At 67.0% G+C, this 18,532-nt stretch carries 20 protein-coding genes and 1 pseudogene; 10 read left to right on the top strand and 11 right to left on the bottom strand.

Going from position 1 to position 18,532, the window contains the following annotated elements:
- A pseudogene (locus ACIPG5_RS19930) lies at positions 1 to 200 on the bottom strand (muconate cycloisomerase); the annotation flags it as partial.
- A gap of 134 nt (positions 201 to 334) precedes the next feature.
- Between ACIPG5_RS19930 and ACIPG5_RS19925 the strand changes: the two are divergent.
- The 3 genes from ACIPG5_RS19925 to dsdC all read left to right on the top strand — a co-directional run bounded on the left by ACIPG5_RS19925 (position 335) and on the right by dsdC (position 3,562).
- Positions 335 to 1,231, top strand: coding sequence for a LysR family transcriptional regulator (locus ACIPG5_RS19925; protein WP_176518165.1), 897 nt, complete (start codon positions 335 to 337; stop codon positions 1,229 to 1,231).
- An 80-nt stretch (positions 1,232 to 1,311) separates the two neighbouring features.
- Entirely contained in the window at positions 1,312 to 2,646 is a 1,335-nt protein-coding gene (locus tag ACIPG5_RS19920) for a D-serine ammonia-lyase (RefSeq protein ID WP_401377415.1), read from the top strand.
- A 4-nt stretch (positions 2,647 to 2,650) separates the two neighbouring features.
- Positions 2,651 to 3,562: a DNA-binding transcriptional regulator DsdC gene (gene dsdC, locus ACIPG5_RS19915; protein WP_401377413.1), complete on the top strand. Its 912-nt coding sequence runs from the start codon at positions 2,651 to 2,653 to the stop codon at positions 3,560 to 3,562.
- A gap of 4 nt (positions 3,563 to 3,566) precedes the next feature.
- Here the strand turns inward: dsdC and ACIPG5_RS19910 are convergent, their stop codons facing one another.
- Positions 3,567 to 4,469 carry a LysR family transcriptional regulator gene (locus ACIPG5_RS19910; RefSeq protein ID WP_176518168.1) on the bottom strand — a complete coding sequence of 301 codons (903 nt, stop codon included), beginning with the start codon at positions 4,467 to 4,469 and terminating at the stop codon, positions 3,567 to 3,569.
- Between the two features lie 124 nt (positions 4,470 to 4,593).
- Here ACIPG5_RS19910 and ACIPG5_RS19905 point away from each other — a divergent pair, with 124 nt between their 5' ends.
- Positions 4,594 to 5,658: an AbrB family transcriptional regulator gene (locus ACIPG5_RS19905; protein WP_401377408.1), complete on the top strand. Its 1,065-nt coding sequence runs from the start codon at positions 4,594 to 4,596 to the stop codon at positions 5,656 to 5,658.
- Positions 5,659 to 5,954: 296 nt separating this feature from the next.
- Here the strand turns inward: ACIPG5_RS19905 and ACIPG5_RS19900 are convergent, their stop codons facing one another.
- Entirely contained in the window at positions 5,955 to 6,434 is a 480-nt protein-coding gene (locus tag ACIPG5_RS19900) for a VOC family protein (RefSeq protein WP_286912767.1), read from the bottom strand.
- Positions 6,435 to 6,668: 234 nt separating this feature from the next.
- Between ACIPG5_RS19900 and ACIPG5_RS19895 the strand changes: the two genes are divergently transcribed.
- Together ACIPG5_RS19895 and ACIPG5_RS19890 are read left to right on the top strand one after the other, a co-directional pair.
- On the top strand, positions 6,669 to 7,898 hold the full coding sequence (locus ACIPG5_RS19895) for a hypothetical protein (protein WP_401377405.1): 1,230 nt from the start codon (positions 6,669 to 6,671) through the stop codon (positions 7,896 to 7,898).
- A gap of 216 nt (positions 7,899 to 8,114) precedes the next feature.
- Complete coding sequence (locus ACIPG5_RS19890; RefSeq protein ID WP_176514898.1) at positions 8,115 to 8,765, top strand: TIGR04211 family SH3 domain-containing protein; 651 nt, start codon at positions 8,115 to 8,117, stop codon at positions 8,763 to 8,765.
- Positions 8,766 to 8,832: 67 nt separating this feature from the next.
- Here the strand turns inward: ACIPG5_RS19890 and ACIPG5_RS19885 are convergent, their stop codons facing one another.
- Entirely contained in the window at positions 8,833 to 9,096 is a 264-nt protein-coding gene (locus ACIPG5_RS19885; protein WP_176514900.1) for a hypothetical protein, read from the bottom strand.
- 73 nt (positions 9,097 to 9,169) lie between these two features.
- Positions 9,170 to 10,084, bottom strand: a complete 915-nt coding sequence (locus ACIPG5_RS19880) for a LysR family transcriptional regulator (protein WP_401377401.1) — start codon at positions 10,082 to 10,084, stop codon at positions 9,170 to 9,172.
- Positions 10,085 to 10,209: 125 nt separating this feature from the next.
- Here ACIPG5_RS19880 and ACIPG5_RS19875 point away from each other — a divergent pair, with 125 nt between their 5' ends.
- Complete coding sequence (locus tag ACIPG5_RS19875) at positions 10,210 to 10,944, top strand: SDR family NAD(P)-dependent oxidoreductase (protein ID WP_401377398.1); 735 nt, start codon at positions 10,210 to 10,212, stop codon at positions 10,942 to 10,944.
- Positions 10,945 to 10,962: 18 nt separating this feature from the next.
- The gene (locus tag ACIPG5_RS19870) at positions 10,963 to 11,169 is read left to right on the top strand and encodes a 4-oxalocrotonate tautomerase family protein (protein WP_176514906.1); all 207 of its coding nucleotides are present in this window, start codon (positions 10,963 to 10,965) and stop codon (positions 11,167 to 11,169) included.
- Positions 11,170 to 11,284: 115 nt separating this feature from the next.
- Here the strand turns inward: ACIPG5_RS19870 and ACIPG5_RS19865 are convergent, their stop codons facing one another.
- Positions 11,285 to 12,166 (bottom strand): LysR family transcriptional regulator, encoded by an 882-nt coding sequence (locus tag ACIPG5_RS19865; protein WP_176514908.1) that lies wholly within the window; start codon positions 12,164 to 12,166, stop codon positions 11,285 to 11,287.
- A gap of 115 nt (positions 12,167 to 12,281) precedes the next feature.
- Here ACIPG5_RS19865 and argC point away from each other — a divergent pair, with 115 nt between their 5' ends.
- Together argC and ACIPG5_RS19855 are read left to right on the top strand one after the other, a co-directional pair.
- The gene (gene argC, locus ACIPG5_RS19860) at positions 12,282 to 13,220 is read left to right on the top strand and encodes an N-acetyl-gamma-glutamyl-phosphate reductase (RefSeq protein ID WP_286912386.1); all 939 of its coding nucleotides are present in this window, start codon (positions 12,282 to 12,284) and stop codon (positions 13,218 to 13,220) included.
- A gap of 81 nt (positions 13,221 to 13,301) precedes the next feature.
- A complete protein-coding gene (locus tag ACIPG5_RS19855; RefSeq protein WP_176514912.1) occupies positions 13,302 to 13,988 on the top strand; it encodes a GNAT family N-acetyltransferase in 687 nt (228 codons plus the stop codon).
- Positions 13,989 to 14,084: 96 nt separating this feature from the next.
- On the opposite strand, the gene ACIPG5_RS19850 is transcribed toward ACIPG5_RS19855, so the two are convergent.
- The 5 genes from ACIPG5_RS19850 to ACIPG5_RS19830 are packed head-to-tail and all read right to left on the bottom strand — an operon-like array spanning position 14,085 to position 18,522.
- Positions 14,085 to 14,840: an ABC transporter permease gene (locus ACIPG5_RS19850; protein ID WP_176514914.1), complete on the bottom strand. Its 756-nt coding sequence runs from the start codon at positions 14,838 to 14,840 to the stop codon at positions 14,085 to 14,087.
- Positions 14,840 to 16,045: an ABC transporter substrate-binding protein gene (locus tag ACIPG5_RS19845; RefSeq protein WP_286912388.1), complete on the bottom strand. Its 1,206-nt coding sequence runs from the start codon at positions 16,043 to 16,045 to the stop codon at positions 14,840 to 14,842. The genes ACIPG5_RS19850 and ACIPG5_RS19845 overlap by 1 nt, the downstream gene beginning before the upstream one ends.
- Entirely contained in the window at positions 16,032 to 16,853 is an 822-nt protein-coding gene (locus ACIPG5_RS19840) for an ABC transporter ATP-binding protein (RefSeq protein ID WP_236237886.1), read from the bottom strand. The genes ACIPG5_RS19845 and ACIPG5_RS19840 overlap by 14 nt, the downstream gene beginning before the upstream one ends.
- Positions 16,850 to 17,914 carry an acyl-CoA dehydrogenase family protein gene (locus ACIPG5_RS19835; protein WP_176514919.1) on the bottom strand — a complete coding sequence of 355 codons (1,065 nt, stop codon included), beginning with the start codon at positions 17,912 to 17,914 and terminating at the stop codon, positions 16,850 to 16,852. Before ACIPG5_RS19835 ends, ACIPG5_RS19840 begins: the two co-directional genes overlap by 4 nt.
- Positions 17,915 to 17,961: 47 nt before the next feature.
- Positions 17,962 to 18,522 (bottom strand): carboxymuconolactone decarboxylase family protein, encoded by a 561-nt coding sequence (locus ACIPG5_RS19830; RefSeq protein WP_176514921.1) that lies wholly within the window; start codon positions 18,520 to 18,522, stop codon positions 17,962 to 17,964.
- Positions 18,523 to 18,532: the final 10 nt, after the last annotated feature.

Here is an 18,532-nt window from a genome sequence, read left to right as displayed (position 1 = left end):
ATGCCCTCGGGGCTCTCGTAGCCGTAGGCCAGGCCGCCGATGGTGGTGGCCTCGCCGAGGCCTTCGATGCCGTCGCTGCATTGGAGGCGCAGAACTACCAAAGTCTGCTGCTGCATCGTATGCATGGCCAGCTTGTGCGGGCGGATGGTCGGCAGGTCGACGATGATCGCGTCGATACGCTCGATCAGGGCGTTTGTCATGGTTGGAAAGTCCCGTTAAATCGGGCTGCAGGGCGCAGATCCGATACTACATTTACTTGATTATTCAAGCATTGCGCGAGAACCTGAGGGCCGTCCAATATCAAATGAATCTCCCACCATACCCAGGAGGTCTCGTGGAGCTGCGCCACCTTCGCTACTTCAAGGTCCTGGCCGAAACCCTGAACTTCACCCGCGCCGCCGAGCTGCTGCACATGGCCCAGCCACCGCTGAGCCGGCAGATCGGCCAGCTCGAGGAACAGCTGGGTACCTTGCTGGTGGTGCGCGAGCGGCCGCTGCGCCTGACCGAGGCCGGGCGTTTCTTCCATGAGCAGACCTGCACCCTGCTGCAGCAGCTGGACAACATCAGCGAAAACACCCGGCGCATTGGCCAGGGCCAGCGCCAGTGGCTGGGCATCGGCTTTGCCCCCTCGACCCTGTACACCGTGCTGCCGGAGCTGATCCGCGAACTGCGCCAGGACAGCGAACTGGAGCTGGGCCTGAGCGAGATGACCACCCTGCAGCAGGTCGAGGCGCTGAAAAGCGGGCGCATCGACATCGCCTTCGGCCGCATCCGCATCGACGACCCGGCGATCCAGCAGCAGGTGCTGCGCGAAGACCCGCTGGTGGCCGTGCTGCCCAAGGGCCACGCCCTGGCCGGTGCGCCCCTGTCGCTGGCGCAGCTGGCGCGCGAGGCCTTCGTGCTCTACCCGGCCAACCCCAGGCCCAGCTATGCCGACCACATCCTCGCGCTGTTCGCCCACCACGGCATGAGCCTCAAGGTCAGCCAGTGGGCCAACGAGCTGCAGACCGCCATCGGCCTGGTTGCCGTGGGCCTTGGCGTGACCCTGGTGCCCGAATCGGTGCAGCAGCAGCACCGCACCGATATCGAATACGCAAGCCTGCTCGACACCGGCGCGGTCAGCCCGATCATCCTCAGCCGGCGCAAGGGCGACATGAGCCCGATGGTGCAGCGCTGCCTGGCGCTGATCGCCCAGCAGGCTGCACCTGACGCAGCATCATCCATGGCCTGAGCAGCCGTCGTTTGTCAGCCTTGGCGCAGTGTTTTCTAATGCCTGCGAACAACCCGACCCCAGCACAGGAAACGCCTGCGATGATTCACGGAAAAACCCTCGATGCATGGTGCGCCTCCCACCCGTTGATCGAAGACCTGGTCGCGCTGCGCGAAACCCAATGGTTCAACCCGGCCATCGCCCCGGCAGCCGAGGCCCTGGGCGACGTCGGCCTGGGCGCTGCCGATGTGCAGGCTGCCAGCGCCCGCCTGCAGCGCTTTGCGCCATACCTGGCCACGGTGTTTGCGGACACCGCCGCCAGCGCCGGGATCATCGAGTCGCCCTTGCGCGCGCTGCCCAACCTGCAGCGCACCCTGCTGCAGGAAGCCGGCCTTGAGCCCGCCGGCAAGCTGTGGCTCAAGGCCGACAGCGAGTTGCCGATTTCCGGCTCGATCAAGGCCCGTGGCGGTATCCACGAAGTGCTCAAGCATGCCGAGGACCTGGCCCTGGAGGCGGGCCTGATCACCCTGGGCAGCGACTACCGCGTGCTGGCCGAGGAACCGGCGCGGCAGTTCTTCAGCCAGTACAAGGTGGCGGTCGGCTCCACCGGCAACCTCGGCCTGTCGATCGGCATCATGAGCGCCAAGCTGGGCTTCCAGGCCACCGTGCACATGTCGGCCGATGCCCGCCAGTGGAAGAAGGACAAGCTGCGCGCCAACGGCGTGAGCGTGGTCGAGCATCCGTCCGACTACAGCGTGGCCGTGGCCCAGGGGCGCCAGCAGGCTGCGGGCGATCCGCTGTGCTACTTCGTCGATGACGAGAACTCGCCGCACCTGTTCCTCGGCTATGCCGTGGCGGCCGAGCGGCTGGCGCTGCAATTTCAGGCGCAAGGCATCGCGGTGGACGCCGAGCACCCGCTGTTCGTCTACCTGCCCTGCGGCGTGGGCGGCGGCCCTGGTGGCGTGGCCTTCGGCCTGAAGCTGGCGTTCGGCGACCACGTGCATTGCCTGTTCGCCGAGCCGACCCACTCGCCTTGCATGCTGCTGGGGGTGTACACCGGGCTGCACGACGAGGTGTGCGTGCAGGATTTTGCCATCGACAACGTCACCGCCGCCGACGGCCTGGCGGTGGGCCGCCCGTCCGGCTTCGTCGGCAAGGCCATGCAGCGTTTGCTCGATGGCTACTACACCGTCAGCGACGAACAGCTGTACCGCCTGCTGGTGCTGGCCCACGACCAGGAGCAGGCGCGCCTGGAGCCCTCGGCGCTGGCCGGTGTGCCGGGCATGCTGCGGGTGCTGCAGGCCGCCCCCTACCTTGAACGCATGGCGCTGACAGCGGCGCGCATGGCCAATGCCACGCACCTGGTCTGGGGCACCGGCGGCAGCATGGTGCCGGCCGAGGAATACGCCGCCTACCTGGCCAAGGGCCGGGGCTGAGCACATGCGCGAGCTCAGCGGTGCCCACCTGGCCAACCTGCATACCTTCCTGGTCGCGGCGCGGCACCTGAGCTTCGCCCGCGCCGCCGACGAACTGTGCCTGACGGCCAGTGCGGTCAGCCACCGCATCGCCCGGCTGGAGGCCGAGCTTGCGCTGAAACTGTTCCAGCGCCTGCCGCGCCAGGTGCTGCTGACCGAGGACGGCGAGCGCATCTACCGCAGCATGCAGCAGGCCATGGACACGTTGAGCGAAGCGCTGCAGGCGCGCTCGGACGAGCAGGTGGCCGGGCAACTGACCTTCCATGTACGGCCGTCGGTGGCGCAGTGCTGGCTGGTGCCCAAACTTGCCGACTTCAGCGCCCGCTACCCGGATATCCAGCTGGATGTGCGCGTGGGCAACGAGCGCATCGACTACCGCACGCGGCAGGTCGACCTGCTGCTGTGCTATTCGGATGGCGATCACCCAGGCCTGGTCAGCACCCGCCTGATGGCCGAACGCATTGCCCCGGTCTGCTCGGCGCACTACGCCCGGCAACAGGGCCTGAGCAACCGGCCAGACGCCCTGCGCGGCAGCACCCTGCTGCACGATGTGGCGGCCTGGGACAACGCCGCCTTCGATGCCGAGTGGCAGTTATGGCGGCGTGCGACCGGCTGGCCCGAGGTGCAGGCGGCGCGCTTTCTGACCTTCGACCGCTCCGACCTGTGCAGCCTGGCGGCCGTGCACCATGCCGGTATCGCCATGGGCCGCGAGCAGCTGGTGCGCGAACAGCTGGCCGATGGCCAACTGGTGCTCCCCTTCGGCGACTTCCTGACGGTGGGCAAGCACGGCTACTACCTGGTGCACCCGGCCCATGCACCCATGCCGCGGCGCCTGCAGGTGCTGATCGAATGGCTGCTGGGCATGGCCGCGCGCTGAGCCGTCAATCGCGCTCGAAGAAGCTGCGACCCTGCTCCTTCAACAACACGACCAAGGCCTGCGCCGCCGGCGACAGGTAGCCATCGGTGCGCACCGACACGGCCACGGTCCTGCGCATGGTGGTCTGCGGCAACGGCACTTCGCGCAACCACGATGCGCCCAGGCCATGCTCCAGGGTTTCCCGGGCGGCAAAACTCAGCAGCTGGGTGCGGGCGATCAGGCGCGGCAGCAGGGAAATCGCGTTGGTCTCGACCTGCACCTGCGGCGCCGGCAGCTGGTGCTCGATGAACACGTTGTCGATCCAGCGCCGGGCGGTCACGGTCGGGCCGGCCAGCACCCAGCGGTACTGGCACAGGTCCTTGAGGGCGATGGGGCCGGCGAACACCGGGTGTTCGGCGCTGGCCACCACCACCGCCTCGTCTTCGAGGATGGGGTGGCTGGTGAACTGCGGGTCGTCGGCGATCTGCGGCGCAATGATCACATCCAGCCGGCCGGCGCGCAGCGACTCCTTGAGCACATCGTCCTGGGCGATGGACAGCTTCAAGGTCACCTGCGGCGCCCGCTCCAGCAACGCCGCCGTGAGGTGCGCCAGCAAGTGGTCGGCCATGCTCGCCGCGCAGCCCAGGCGGATGTTGCCAACCAGCCCGTTGGCGAAGTCGCGCACCTCGCGCTCGGTTTCGGCGATGTTCAGCTGCAACTGCTTGCCACGGGCCAGCAGCAGCTTGCCGACATCGGTGAGCTTGATGCGCCTGCCATCACGCTGGAACAGGCGAGTGCCCAGCGACTCTTCCAGGCGCTGAATGCTCTTGGTCAGGGCCGGCTGGCTGCGGTTGAGGCGCTCGGCGGCGCGGCCCAGGTGGCCGAGTTCGGCGATGGTTTCGAAGTAGGTGAGGTCGCGCAGGTCCATGATCGATGAATTTCAGTTATGGATTTATCAAAAGTAGAAAATAGACTTGATCGATTGGCCCGTCGATAATTTTCTCCGCTGGCGCTGCCAGCCCCGCGTTATCGCTGCGCAAGGAGTATCGACATTGCCCAACGCCCTCTCCACCTGCTCCAGACCCTCTCTGCAATGGCTTGCCCTGTTGCTCTGCGCCGGCGCCGCCGGCCAGGCGCTGCATGCCCTGGCCGTGCCGGCAGGGTTGTTTCTCGGCCCGATGCTGGTGGCCATCGTCTTCGCCGTGTGCGGTGCGCGCCTGAGCCTGCATCGCCAGGTGTTCCGCTTCGGCCAGGGCTGCGTCGGGCTGCTGGTGGCCCACTCGGTGAGCTGGGCGGTGCTGGTGTCGATGGCCCAGTCCTGGCACCTGATGCTGCTGGCCACCTTGATTACCGTGCTGCTCAGTGCCTTGGTCGGCCTGGGCACCGTGCGCCTGGGCGGCATCCCCGGCAGCACCGCGGCGTGGGGCACGGCGCCGGGCGCGGCTTCGGCGATGGTGTCGATGGCCGAGGAGAACGGCGCTGACGGGCGCGTGGTGGCCACCATGCAGTACGTGCGGGTGGTGTGCGTGGTGATGGTCGGCTCGCTGGTCAGCCACCTGCTCGGCGCCACCCCTGGCGCTGCGCCTGCTGCCAGCGCTGCGCTGGCACCTGCTGCCACGCCCTGGCTGGATACCTTGCTCAGCCTGGCGGTGGTGCTGGTTGGGCTGCTGGTGGGCAAGCGCATGCCGGCGGGTGCGCTGCTGATGCCGCTGCTGCTGGGGGCGGCCTTGCAGTTGAGCGGGCTGCTGACCATCCACCTGCCGGAACCCTTGCTGGCGTTCGCCTATGCAGCGATTGGTTGCTACATCGGCTTGCGCTTCGACCGGCAGACGGTGCGCTATGTGTGGAAGCGGCTGCCGACCATGATTGCCGGGGCGTTGGCGCTGATCGTGCTGTGCGCGGTGTGCGCCTGGGGCCTGGCCTGGGCGATGGGGGTGGATTTTCTGTCGATGTACCTGGCCACCAGCCCGGGTGGGCTGGATGCCATGGCGATCATTGCGGTGGAGACCCATGCCGATGTGGGGCTGGTGCTGGCGATGCAGACGTTGCGGTTGTTCGGGGTGATTCTGACTGGGGCGTTTTGTGCTCGGCAGATCATTCGCTTGAGCAGGGTTTGAGGCGCTTGGCTTGAGCCTTTGGGTGTTCATGAGATCGAGCGCCGCCCGCGCGGCGCATCGCGGATAAATCCGCTCCCACATTTGTTGCAACGTACCTATGTCTGATAGGCCATGGTTGTCAGCCTTGTTTGTACGACGCGGTTTCTCGGCGGGCACCAAGAGCGGACAACCATGGCCTGACAGGCCATGGCACGTTGCAACAAATGTGGGAGCGGATTTATCCGCGATGCGCCGCGCGGGCGGCGCTCGATCTCAAGGCCCCCACCAAACCCCAGACGAGCCGCAAAAATCCCCACTCACCCACGCAACGCCGCCTCGATCGCCGCCACATCGATCTTGCCCATGTTCATCATCGCCTCGAACGCGCGCTTGGCTGCGGCCCGGTCCGGGTTGCCCAGCGCCTCGATGAGAATCCGTGGGCAGATCTGCCAGGAAATCCCCCACTTGTCCTTGCACCAGCCGCACACGCTGGCTTCGCCACCATTGCCGACGATGGCGTCCCACAAGCGGTCGGTTTCGGCCTGGTCCTCGGTGCTGACCTGAAACGAAAACGCCTCGCTGTGCTTGAACGTCGGGCCGCCATTGAGCCCCACGCAGGGGATGCCCATGACCGTGAACTCGACGGTGATCACATCGCCGGCCTTGCCCGAGGGGTAGTCGCTGGGCGCGGGGTGCGCGGCGATCACCCGGCTGTCGGGGAAGGTTTTGGCATAGAAGTTTGCCGCCTCTTCAGCGTCCTGGTTGAACCACAGGCAGATCGTGTTCTTGGCAGTCATGATCAAAGGCTCCAGGGATGAACAGTGAGCCTTTGAGTCTAGTGCCTGTGCCCGGGCAGGCGACGCCGAGGGCCTGCCCTTCGTCGCGTTCGCGGCGGCACATATTTCACGTTCGGAGAAGTACTACGATTTTCAGCGATTTATCCTACAGCCTAGCCACTTCACAGCATGCTCTGGCAGCCAGCATGATCCCTGACGTACTCAACAGGCGACTTTACGCAGGGAGAATCAGGTTTGTCCGAATTCGAAGCGAAGCTGCAACACCTCACCGCTGAACAGGTCGAGGCGTTGTACAGCGAATACATCAGCGGTGAAAAAATTGCCCTCTTGATCAAGCGTTACGACATCGACGTGGCGCCCAGCAGCCTGATCAAGACCTTCCCTCCCGTGCCCTGCCCCGCGCTGGCCTGCCCGTACTGCGAGGCCAGCCTGTTCGAACGGCGCAAGAGCAGGACGACCCACAGCTGGAACGAGAACCTGGCGTTCTGCAAGACCTGCGCGCACCGCCACTACTTCCCCGACCGCTCGCGCTGGCGCCGTGATTGCACCTGCCGGCCGTGCCTGGATGCGCGCGAAGCGGCGAGGCAGGCGCAGGCCGTCGACCAGCGCAAGCGGGTCAAGGCGCACTGGTCGCTGGCAAAACGCAAACCGCTGCTGCTGCACACCCTCTCGTTCACCCGCAAGCTGCAGTTGCTGGCCATGCTCGAAGTGCGCATGGACACCCAGCGCAATTGCCTGATGCCCGCAGAACAGGCTGGCCATGAGGCCCGGGTCAGCCCTTCGAAGGCCATGGACACCGAGATACTGCAGGTGCTGCACGAAGAATCGGTGCTGCTGGTCGACCCCGACTCGCCCCTGGATGCCTTCAGCAACGACCTGGCGCCCAAGGCCTGGCAGAAAAAGGTGCACTGGGTCGCCAATGTCAGCCTGGACGGCTATCAGCGCACGAACCTGGCGCAGCTGTACCGGGTGATGCACAAGGAGCTGTCGGCGGGCCCGCTGCCGCAGTGGCGGGTGCAGATCATCGCGCTGATCGAGGCGCTCTCGGCCGAGGAGGTCTACGCCCACCTCGCCACCCGCTGCACGGAACACGGGCTGCCCTTCGACACCCGGACAAAGGCCCTGGAGATGGCCGCCCAGTTGCTCATGGCGCACCCGGTGCGCCATGCCTGGCTGCTGGCCGACAGCGCCATACGCGGTGCGCTGACGTACATCACCCGCACCCACGTGACCAAGCGCCACGCCAGCAGCACGCTGGCCGCCAGCATGTTGTCGATGGGCGAACGGGCGCTGAGGCAGCAGTGGCAGTTCAACCTGCCGAACGAGGAAACGCTGGCGCCGCGCTCCAGCCTCAGCCAGCTGCTGTTCGACGTGCTGCTGCAGCAGGACGACCACGGCCTGGGGCGCAAGCTGGGTGACTACATCGCCGATCTGCCCCTTCACGCCGGCGCTTCGCGGCAGTGACGTTGCCCCGGGCAAGCCCACCGCGCCGAGCCGGGTGGGCGCTCGCCGGCCGAGGCGCTCTAGCTCGCCACTTGCAACATCCTGCAGACAATTCCTGCCTCCGTCAGTGAACCTGCCTACAAAAATACGGTCTTTCGCTGACGGTCAATTCACCGACCAGTTCGCCGGCCCGTGCCATCACCGGGCCTATATTTCCTGTTGCAGCGAAGACCCAACATGCCTGAATCCCGCCCAGCCTCCCTCGCCCTCCCAGCCCTGCGCGGCACCTTGCTCGCCGCCCTGGTGGCCCTCGCCGCCCCCGTGCATGCCGAAGAGCCGGCCAGCGATGCGCGCTGGGTCAGTGACAGCCTGAGCACCTACGTGCGCAGTGGCCCGACCGACGGCCACCGCATCGTCGGCACGCTCAAGTCCGGGCAGAAACTCACCCTGGTCGGCAGCCAGGGCAACTACAGCCAGGTGCGCGGGCAGAACGGCGACCTGGTGTGGATCCTCACCAGCGACCTGCAGTCGGTGCCAGGCCAGGGCGATCGCCTGCCGCAGCTGGACGCCCAGGTGGCCGACCTTTCCGGGCAGTTGAAGAGCATCGATGACAGTTGGAAGAACCGCGTGCAGGGCATGCAGGAAACCCTGGATTCGCGCAAGCAGCTGATCGATGAGCTGCAAGCGCGCAACAAGGCGCTCAACGAGCAGCTCGACCAGAGCCAGTCGAGCCTGCGCGATACCCAGGCGCGCCTGGGCGATGAGAACAAGCAGGTGATGATGCGTTACATGGTGTATGGCGGCAGCATTGCCGGGGCGGGGTTGCTGGCCGGGCTGATCTTGCCGGCGCTGACCCGGGGGCGCAAGAAAAGCGATCGGTGGTTCTGAGGCGCGCAAAACCCGATAACTTGCGCGCCCCACTGTGGGAGCGGGCTTGCCCGCTCCACAGCCTTGCCTACTTGTTGCGCGCCTTGTTGTAGATGGTCAAAGCCTGGTCAGCCGAGGCTTGGCACTGAGCCATGTCGCCTTTTTCGCGAGCCGCCTTGGCCGTTTTCAGGTGCTCTTTGAAGTCATGGGCCATGCCGCCATGCAGCGCTTGGCCACTGGCCTTGTGGATGTCTTCCAGGTTCTTGATCTTCGCGTCGCAATTGCTGGCAGGGTCAGCATGGGCGGCAACACTCAGCACAGAAGCAATCACCAGCAGTGTCATGGATTTCATGAAGCGTCCTCCTGGGAAATCGGAAAGTTCATCGAGAAACAGGGGCTCGATGCAGCAAAAAGCATAGCTGCGCTTAGCCCGAATGCCCCTCATCAACCAGAAAGTCGATGAACACCCGCACCCGCAACGGCATATGCCGCGCCTGCGGGTAGATCAGCATGAACGGCCGTGAAGTCCCGCCATACTCGGCAAGCACCTCCACCAACTCGCCGCTGTCCAGCGCATCCTGCACGGTGAAGCGGTACGCCTGCATCAGCCCGCCGCCATGGCGCACCAGGGTCGCCGTGGCGAGGAAGTCGCCCAGGCAGGTGAATCCGCCCTGGGTCTCGATTTCCCACTCGCGCCCTTCGCGGCGAAAACTCCACGGCGGGCGACGGCCCGTGCTGGCCAGCTCGAACTGGATGCACTCGTGCTGGGAAAGCTCTTCGGGCACCTGCGGCGTGCCCATGCGGGCCAGGTAGCCAGGGGTTGCCACCACCACCAGTTCGGCATCCTCCAGGCGCCGTGCCACCAACCGCGAGTCGGCCGGCTCGCGGCCACGGATGGCCAGGTCGAAGTGTTCTTCGGCGAAGTCCACGTTGCGGTTGCTGACATGCACGTCCACCTGCACCTGCGGGTAGAGCGCTCGAAAACGCGGCAGCAGCGGCAGCAGGCGATGGTGGGCGTAGGGCGTCGGCGCGCTGATGCGTAAGCGCCCGCTGGGCGCGGCCTGGCCCCCGGTGACCTGGCGTTCCGCCTCCACCAGCTGCCCGAGCGCCTGGCGGCACTGCTGGTAGTACGCCTGCCCCGCGTCGGACAGGCGCATCTGCCGGGTGGTGCGCACGAACAAGCGCACCCCCAGGCGCTCCTCCAGGCGCGCCACGCTGCGGCTCACCGCCGCCGGGGTGACACCCGCCTCGCTGGCGGCGGCGGTGAAGCTGCCGTGGTCGGCGGCAAGGCAGAACAGCTCCAGGCTGCCCAGTTGAAGGTCATCGAAATGGCGGGTCATGGTGGCTCGATTGATTACACGGTGTATCGATTGAAATGCCATCCACCTCATTTTTCAAGCGCTGGTTGCGACCTAAAGTGGTCACCACACCGAGCCGACCGGCTCATCTACCGGAGTACGCCAGCATGACCCAGCCAAGAACCGTCATCATCACCGGGGCCTCGAGCGGCCTTGGCTTCGCCCTCGCCGAGGCGTTTCTCGAGCGTGGCGACAACGTGGTCGGCAACGCCCGCAGCGAGGCACGCCTCGACCAAGCAGCCGCCCGCCTCGGCCAGCCCCAACGTTTCATCGGCGTGGCCGGTGACATCGCCCAGGCCGACACCGCACAGCGGTTGTTCGCCGCAGCGCTGGAACGCTTCGGTGGCGTCGACATCCTGATCAACAACGCCGGGATCTTCATTCCCAAGCCCTTTACCGAGTACAGCGAGGAGGACGTCGACGCCTTGGTCGGCACCAACCTCAAAGGCTTCTTCTACCCATCCCAGGCGGCGGCACGGATCATGGCCGCGCAAGGGCACGGGCATATCATCGCCATCACCGCCTCGGTTGCCCTGCAGCCGGACACCCGCGTACCGGCGCTGCTGCCGGTGCTGGTCAAGGGCGGCCTGAACCAGGCGGTCAAGGGCCTGGCCCTGGAGCTGGCGGCCCGCGGCGTGCAGGTCAACGCGGTGGCGCCTGGCATCATCGATACGCCGCTGCATGGCAGCAATGTCCAGGGCCTGGGCGCCTTGTCGCCCAGCGGCCGCACCGGCGCGCCGCAGGATGTGGTGGACGCCGTGCTGTACCTGACCGACGCACGCTTCGTCAGCGGCGTCATCCTGCCGGTGGACGGCGGCAGCACCGCCGGTACCTGGCACTGAACAGAGGAGATTGCAGCCATGCCATATGTTCATATCCGCGTGACTGAAGAAGGCGTCAGCGCCGAGCACAAGCGCCAGTTGATCGAAGGCACGACGCGGCTGCTGCAGGAAGTGCTGGGCAAGCCGCCGGCGAGCACCTTCGTGGTGATCGAAGAAGTGCCGACAGATAACTGGGGGGTTGGCGGCGAGACCGTGACGGCCGTGAGGCTGCGAGAGCGGGGTTGAGAACTGGGGCCGCTTGCGGCCCAATCGCCGGCAAGCCGGCTCCCACAGGGGATCGCGCCAGCTTTCAGTCCTTGTGGGAGCCGGCTTGCCGGCGATGGGCTGCACAGCAGCTCCCTTACTGGCGCAAGCGCTCCAGCGCCTCCAGCACATGCCCGGTGGCCTTCTCCACCTCCCCTTCCCTGCAAGCAATGCCCAGCTGCCGCCACAACCCCGGCCGCAACGGCCGGCGCAGCACCCGCCGGTCCAGCTCCGCCGCCTCGCCTTCCTGAGGCAGCAAGGTGGCGCCGTAACCGGCGCCCACCAGGCTCTTGATCGCATCGTTGTAGTTCAGCTCGATCCGCGCCTCGGGGTACAAGCCGGCGGCGGCGAACCATTCACCGATCACCCGCGACAGCTGGGTGCTGCCGTCATTGAGAATCAGCGCCCGCTGCCCCAGCCAGGCCGGGGTGACCTTGGCCGGCGGCTGCCAGTCGGCAGGCACGTAGGCCAGGATCGGGTCGCGCCGCCAGGGGGTGAGCCGCACGCCCTTGCCTGCCACTTGCGGCAAGGCCACCAGGCCGATGTCCAGGGCGCCTTCGCGCAGGCGCGCCAGCGACGCCTGGGAGGTCAGTACCTGCACTTGCACGTCGATGCCCGGGTGCGCCACCCGCAAGTGCTCCAGCGCCTTGGGCAGCAGGTGGGCAATGGCACCGGTCGAGGCGCCCAGGCGCACCCGGCCGGTAAGGCCCTGCACTTGCCGGCGCACTTCGTCCAGCGCCTGGTCGGCATCGGCCAGCAGGCGCCGGGCGCGGGCCAGCAGGGTGTCGCCGGTGGGCGTCGGGCGCACCTGGTTGCGGTTGCGGGTCAGCAACGGCGCCCCTACCCGCGCCTCGAGCTCGGCCACGTGCAGGCTGATGGTCGGGGGCGCCAGGTTGAGCTGGCGGGCGGCCTCGGCGAACGAGCCGAGGTCAGCGATGACGACCAGCGTGCGTAGGCGGTCGAGGCTGATTTCGCGCATGGAGGCAGGGTCCTGTTGGTTCAGAAAAGATGAACGTCAGCGTCATGATATTCAAATTTCCATTATCTGGGCGACAAGCGAGCATAGGCCATCTTCTTCGCACCGGACCCCGACCATGCACACCCCTGTAGTTTTCATCGATGGCGACCAAGGCACCACCGGCCTGCAGATCCACGCACGCCTGCACGGGCGTGACGACCTGCAGCTGCTGACCCTGCCCGAAGCCGAGCGCAAGGACCCGCAGCGGCGCAGCGACGCCATCAACAGCGCCGACATCGCCCTGCTCTGCCTGCCCGACGACGCTGCCCGCGACGCCGTGGCCGCCATCCGCAACCCTGCGGTGCGGGTGATCGATGCAAGCTCTGCGCACCGCACCACGCCAGGCTGGGTGTATGGCCTGCCGGAGCTCGATGCACAGCAAGCCGAGCGCATTGCCCAGGCCACCCGCGTCAGCAACCCCGGCTGCTACCCCACCGGCGCCATCGCCCTGTTGCGCCCGCTGGTCAACGCCGGCCTGCTGCCGGCCGACTACCCGCTGAGCATCCACGCCATCTCGGGTTACTCCGGCGGCGGCCGGGCGGCGGTCGAGCGCCATGAGCAGGGGGGCGACGAAACGGCGCCGACCCTGCAGATGTATGGCCTGGAACTGGCCCACAAGCATGTGCCGGAAATCGAGCTGCACGCCGGGCTGTCGGCGCGCCCGGTGTTCCTGCCAGGGTATGCCGCCTACCGCCAGGGCATCGTGCTGAGCATCCCGCTGCAATTGCGCCTGCTGCCGGGCGTCAGCGCCGAGCAGCTGCAGGCCTGCCTGCAGCGTCACTACCAGGGTGCCCGCCATGTGCAGGTCATGCCCCTGCACCAGCACGGCGCGGCCACCGCCCTGGACCCCGAGGCCCTGAACGACAGCAACGACCTGCGCCTGGCGCTGTACGCCAACCCCGAGCACGGCCAGGTGCTGCTGACGGCGGTGTTCGACAACCTCGGCAAAGGCGCCTCGGGCGCGGCGGTGCAGAACCTCGACCTGATGCTCGCGGGCCTGCAGGCAAGAGGCTGACACGGCAAAAAGGGTTTAGACTGTGCACCCCGCGCCACCCCGGCGCGGGGTGATCCACCTGCAGCCGGAGCCCGCCCCCCGATGTTCATCCTGAGCCGCCTCGACAGCGTGCCGCCCGAATCTTTCCAGAACCAGATCCGTGAGCTGGTGATCCACCACGTCGGCGACCTGAGCAGCGTTGCCATACGTGCCGACAACCCGCTGTATCCGCTGTACCAGTACGGCGTCGGCATGGAGGTGCATCAGTACCTGCAGGCCATGGACGGCACCCGCGGGCTGGCCGTGCAACTGACCCTGGCGCTGGATGCCGAAGCGCCGGACCAGCTGCTCGGCTTCGCCCTTACCCTGCCCGCCCAGGACAACCCCCAAGCCTGTGCCCTGGCCTTCCTTGCCGTGGTGCCCGAGCGCCGCCGCGAGGGTGTCGCCCGCGCCCTGCTGGGCGATGTGCAGGCACGCTTTGCCAGCGTCGAGCTGAATGCCTTTGCGCACCAGGTGCCGTGGTTCGAGGCCATGGGCATGCAGGTGGTGGCGGCCAGCGGGCCGCAGGTGTTGATGAGCAGTACCGGGGTGGCCAGCGGGGCGTTGATCGGGCGCTTGGACATTGCGCCGATCTACCAGGCCCAGGAGGTGCATCAGATTCACACCTACCTGCTCAATCAGCAGGGTGAAGAGGCGATGATCGAGGCCGAGCAGCAGCGCGATGAGCGCCTGGATGAGTTGGCCGTGCAGGCGCGCGAGTGTGTGAGGCAGCGCAAGACCGTGCATTGAGCCGAGCGCCCTATCGCCGGCAAGCCGGCTCCCACAGGATGCTCACCGCCCTCGATGTGGGAGCCGGCTTGCCGGCGATAGGGCCACACTGGCCCGTCAGGCATGCACCCAGCGCCGATGCAGCCCACGCGCCAGGGCATCGAGCATGAACCCCAGCACGCCGATCAGCAGCACCATGGCCATCAGCTCCGAGTACGCCAGCCGGTCGCGGGTATCCAGAATGAAATACCCCAGCCCCGCACTCACCCCCAGCATCTCGCACGGCACCAGCACGATCCACAAGATGCCGATCGCCAGGCGCACCCCCGTCAGCACATGCCCGATCACCCCGGGCACGATCACCTTGCACAAGGTTTCCCAGCGCGTGGCGCTGAGGCTGCGGCTCAGCTGCAGCCAGCGCGGGTCCAGCTGGCGCACGCCGGCGGCGGTGTTGAGCAGGATCGGCCACAACGCCGCGAAGGCCAGCAGGAAGTAGATCGGCTGGTCGCCCACCCCCATCAGCATCACCACCACCGGCATCCACGACAGCGGCGAAATCATCCGCAGGAACTGAAATGCCGGGGTGGTCGCCGCTTCCAGGTGTCGGTAGCTGCCCACCAGCAAACCCAGTGGCACACCGATCAGCAAGGCCAGCAGCAAGCCAATCAGGATGCGCTTGAGGCTGACCCAGACGTGCCCGTAGACCTCGCCCTGCCCCAGCAACTCGACCAGGCTGGCCAGGGTGGCCTGGGGCGAGAAGCGCGCCGACAGCCCGTCGGCCTCGCCGAATACCGCCACCCCAGCCCACCACAGCAGCAACAAACCCAGCAGGCCGGCCAAACCCAGGCCGGCATGTACGACGTGCTTGCGCATCAGACCACGAACTCCTCGCTGCGCTCGAAGTTGTCGGCAATGCCGAACACCGACGGCCCGCCGACGGCGGCGATGGCGTTGCGCACGAAGCGGTCATCGACCAGGTCGCGTGCGGTCTGCGCAGGGTCCAGGGCGGCCAGGAAGCCGTTGTCGCCTTCGATCAGGGTGTGCTTCAGGCGCTTGACCAGCTCCTCGGTGTAGCTGGGGAACGGGTACGGCTGGAAGTCGATGCGCTTCTCGTCCCATTGCTGGTGGCGGATGGCGCCGCTGGCGATGTAGCCGGCGCGGTCCTCGGCAGCCGGCGCCAGCACCTTGGCCAGCACCGCCGGGTCGTGCGGGGTGTACTTGTTGGGGCCGGCCTTGGACAGCAGCGCGGCGGCTTCGGCGCGGTGATCGCGGGTCCAGTGCTGGGCCTTGACGATGGCGTTGACCACTTTTTGCGACCACTCGGGACGGTTGTTCAGGTCATGCTCGTGCATGAACACCACGCAGCAGGCATGGTTGCGCCACACATCGCCGGTAAAGCGCTGCACGCGGCCGACCTTGAGGTTCTCGGCCAGGGCGTTGAACGGCTCGGCGACGATGTAGCCGGCAATGCGCTTGCTGGCCAGGGCCGGCGGCATGTCCGAGGGCGGCAGCACCAGCAGGTTGACCTCGTTGGCCGCCAGTTGCGCGTTGGCGGGCTTGGACACCGGCGTCAGGCCGTTGTCGTTGAGCATCTGCTGCAGCACCACGTTGTGGATCGAATACCAGAACGGGATGGCCACGGTCTTGCCGCCCAGCTGCTTCATTTCGGTGATGTCCGGCGCCACGGTCAGCCCTGAGCCGCCGACGTGGTTCCACGCCACCACCTTGGCCGGCACCTTGCTGCCATAACGCGCCCACACGGTCATCGGCGACAGCAGGTGAATAACGTTGACCTGCCCGGAGATGAACGCCTCGATCACCTGCGCCCAGCTGCGCAGCAGTACCGGGCGCTCGGCCTTGATGCCTTCGGCCTCGAACAGGCCATTGTTGTGCGCCACCAGCAACGGCGTTGCATCGGTGATCGGCAGGTAGCCGATGCGCACCGGCGCGTCAGGCTCGGCGGCGGCGCGCGCCTGCAGGCTCGACAGCAGCGGCACGGCACCGGCGGCGGTGAGCATGGCGCTGAGCTTGAGAAAATCACGACGCGAGGTGGTGGAACAGCAGTCATCCATGCACATGGACAGGCTCCGAAGGCAACGAGGTGGGGGAAGGCTCGGCTGTGCGGCTGGCCCGCCGTAGGGTTTTCAGAATCTCGATGCGCAGCGCGCCCAGCTCCTCGACCCGCTGCGCACGCGGCTGTGGCAGGTCGATGGGCCATTGGCCGAGGATGTGCGCTGGGTGGTCACCCAGTAGCAGCACCCGGTCGGACAACAGCAGGGCTTCGTCGATATCGTGGGTGATCAGCACCGCGGCCGTGTTGTGCGTGGCGATCAGTTGCAGCAGCAGTTGCTGCATGTCGGCGCGGGTCACTTCGTCCAGCGCGCCGAACGGCTCGTCGAGCAGCAGCACTTCAGGCTGGCGCGCCAGGCAGCGGGCCAGCGCGGTGCGCTGGGCCATGCCGCCGGACAGCTGCGCCGGGTACTGGTTGCGCGCATGGGCCAGGCCCACGGCGCTGATCGCATGGTCGATGCGCGCGCGGCGCTCGGCCGCGGCGAGCTTGGGCTGGCGGGCGAAGTCCAGGCCGAAGGCGACGTTCTTTTCCAGGCTCAGCCAGGGCAGCAGGCTGGGGTCCTGGAAGGCCACCGCCAGGCGCGGGTGCGGGCCTTGCAGGGCTTCACCGTGCAGGGTCACGCTGCCGCTGCGCGGCTGCTGCAAACCTGCCAGCACCCGCAGCAGGCTGGACTTGCCGACCCCACTGGGGCCCAGGATGGTGACCACCTCCCCGGGCGCCAGTTGCAGGTCGAAGCGCGCCAGCACTTCCTGCCAGCCGCCCTCGCGCGGGTAGCCCAGGCTGATGTCGCGGGCTTGGAGTAACGCGTGGCTCATGCGGCGGTCGCCTGGCGGTGCAGTTCGGCGCGCAGTTGCACCAGGCTCGGGGTGACGATCGGCACGAACGCCGACTCGCGCCAGCGGCGCGCAAAGCCTGCGCCGAATTCATCGAGGTAGGCCTTGCCGCCACTGGCCTGCAGCTCCAGTTGCACCGCGTCGGCGGCGCTTTCGGCGAGGGTGATGCGCAGCTTGAACAGCGCCGCCGGCTGGCTTTGGAAGCGCCCGTCGAGCAGGCCCTGCTTGAGCTCGGCCACGGTGTTTTCCAGGCGCTCTTTCAGGACCTGGCGGTGCTCTTCGAGGAACGACAGGCGCCCGTGCAGGTGCGCGTGCACTTCATCCAGCGAACGGCGCGCCAGGCCGATGGCCATGCCGCACTGCAGCGCGAGGAACGCCGGGCGCACCTTGGGCAGGAATTCGCGGGCGTTTTCATGCAGCAGCCAGTCGCGGCTCAAGGCCACCTGATGGAACGCCAGGGCTGCAGTGTTGCTCGACTGCAGGCCCATCAGCTGCAGGTCGTCGGAGCGCTCAAGGCCTGCGCTTTGCGAGGGGATCGCCAGCACGAACGGCGCACCGCCGGCGTCATCCTCGATGGCCGCGGCCACTACGAAGCCGCTCTTGCGCAGGTTGGTCACCCAGTGCAGGCGCCCTTCCAGGGCCCAGCCGTCGGCCTCGGGGCGGGCGCGCACTTGCAGCGCCTCGATGCCGGAGAGGAACTTCATGGCATTGGACAACCCGGTTGCACCGGCCAGCTCGCCGGTCAGCAGGCCCGGCAGCAGGCGCTCGCGCAAGGCCTGGTTGGGGCTTTGCAGCAGGTACTCGATAAAGGCGCGCTGGCCCCAGCAAACGAAGGCGCTGGCCAGCGAGCGGCTGGCGATGGCCGCGATGGCTTCGACGGCGTCGGTCACCGCACCGCCACTGCCACCCAGCGCCGGATCGACGCCAACGCGCAGCAACTGCGACTCGGCAATCTGCGCCAGCACCTGCTGGGGGTCGCACTGGCCCTGGTCGATGGCCTCGGCATTGGCATCCAGCCACTTGGCAAATGCAGCATCAAGCATATCCCTACTCCTTTTGGTAACGCAGGCGCCACGGCGCCTTGCGCGGTTTATGCAGAAGGCTGCCAGCGGTACTTGCTCAGCTCGTCGTTGAGCGGCGTCTGGGCGAACACATTAGCAAAGTTGCACAAGGTTGCGAGGCTCACGCCGAGAATCACTTCCAGGGCGTTGCCCTCGGTGAAACCGGCCTCGCGGAAGGCGTTATAGGTGGCTTCGCTGACGTTGCCGCGGGTGGCGATGACTTCGCGGGCGAACTCGGCCAGGGTCTCGTAGCGCGCATCGGGCAGCTCGCCACGGGCGCGCAGGGCATCGACCACGTCCTGTGGCAGCTTGGCCTTGTTCAGCGCCACGGCGGTGTGGCCGGCCACGCAGAAGTCGCAACCGTGCTGGGTGGCGGCAATCAGCTGGACCACTTCGCGCTCGGCCAGGGTCAGCTCGGCCTTGCCATTCAATGCCGACACGGTGACGTAGGTTTCCAGCGCAGCCGGAGCGTTGGCCAGCACGCCCAGCAGGTTGGGGATGAAGCCGGAATTCTTCTGGGCGTTCTCGAGGAACGGGCGGGCCGCTTCCGGGGCGCTCTGCAGAGTGTGTAGAGTAATGCGCGAGGACATGGAGTGGTCT

The organism is Pseudomonas sp. NPDC087029 (genome assembly GCF_044745345.1).
Taxonomy (GTDB): domain Bacteria; phylum Pseudomonadota; class Gammaproteobacteria; order Pseudomonadales; family Pseudomonadaceae; genus Aquipseudomonas; species Aquipseudomonas faucium.
The sequence above is the reverse complement of the archived record's forward strand: the minus strand, read 5'-3'. Positions and strand labels throughout refer to the sequence as shown.